The organism is Streptomyces sp. AC555_RSS877 (assembly GCF_019049245.1).
Taxonomy (GTDB): Bacteria; Actinomycetota; Actinomycetes; order Streptomycetales; family Streptomycetaceae; genus Streptomyces.
In genome coordinates, this window is record NZ_JAGMUK010000139.1 from 1 (window position 1) to 1,203 (window position 1,203).

The following is a 1,203-nucleotide window of genomic DNA, read 5'->3' on the forward strand; positions in this document are numbered from 1 at the left end:
CGCAGGGCCGGGTGTGCGCGCCGGATCGTGTTGAGCCGGGTGATCAGGGGGGTCAGGGAGCGGCCCTCGCGGTCGGCGGCTTCCCAGTCGCGTGCGGTGAGCTGGTACTTCTCCGAGTTGTGGTACTCCTCGCTGCCCTCGCGCAGCGGGGTGTTCTCGCACAGCTCGTAGCCGCTGTAAATGCCCCAGGTCGGGGAGAGGGTCGCGGCGAGCACGGCGCGGACCTCGAAGGCGGGCCGGCCGCCGTGCTGGAGGTAGGCGTGCAGGATGTCGGGGGTGTTGGCGAAGAAGTTGGGCCGCATGTAGGAGGCCGCCTCCCCCGACAGTTCGGTCAGGTACTCGGTCAGCTCCTCCTTGGTGTTGCGCCAGGTGAAGTAGGTGTACGACTGCTGGAAGCCGCTCTGGGCCAGGGTGTGCATCATCGCCGGGCGGGTGAACGCCTCGGCCAGGAAGATCACGTCGGGGTCGGTGCGGTTGATGTCCGCGATCACCCGCTCCCAGAACACGACCGGCTTGGTGTGCGGGTTGTCGACGCGGAAGATCCGCACGCCGTGGTCCATCCAGTGCCGCAGCACCCGCAGGGTCTCGGCGATCAGACCGTCCATGTCGGCGTCGAAGGCGATCGGGTAGATGTCCTGGTACTTCTTGGGCGGGTTCTCCGCGTAGGCGATCGTCCCGTCCGGGCGGTGGTGGAACCACTCCGGGTGTTTCTGCACCCAGGGGTGGTCCGGTGAGCACTGCAGGGCGAAGTCCAGGGCGATCTCCAGGCCCAGCTCGCGGGCCCGGCCGACGAACCAGTCGAAGTCCTCGATGGTGCCGAGGTCCGGGTGGACGGCGTCGTGGCCGCCCTCGGGGGAGCCGATGGCCCAGGGCACGCCGACGTCCTCGGGGCCGGGGGAGAGGGTGTTGTTGCGGCCCTTGCGGAAGGTGTGGCCGATCGGGTGGATCGGCGGCAGGTACACGACGTCGAAGCCCATCGCGGCGATCGCCGGGAGCCGGCGGGCCGCGGTGCGGAAGGTGCCGTGCGGCCGCTCCGGTGTGCCCTCCGAGCGCGGGAAGAACTCGTACCAGGAGCCGTACAGGGCCCGCTCCCGCTCCACCAGCAGCGGCAGCGTCTCCGACGCCGTCACGAACTCCCGCAGCGGATACCGCGACAGGACCGCGTCCACCTCCGGCGTCAACGCCGCCGCCAGGCGCGTCGCG

General features: G+C 70.2%; 1 protein-coding gene. It reads right to left on the reverse strand.

What is annotated here, in order from left to right:
* Positions 1–1,203 (reverse strand): maltotransferase domain-containing protein (locus KUM49_RS37755; RefSeq protein ID WP_374200252.1); only part of this gene is annotated, 1,203 nt, incomplete at both ends.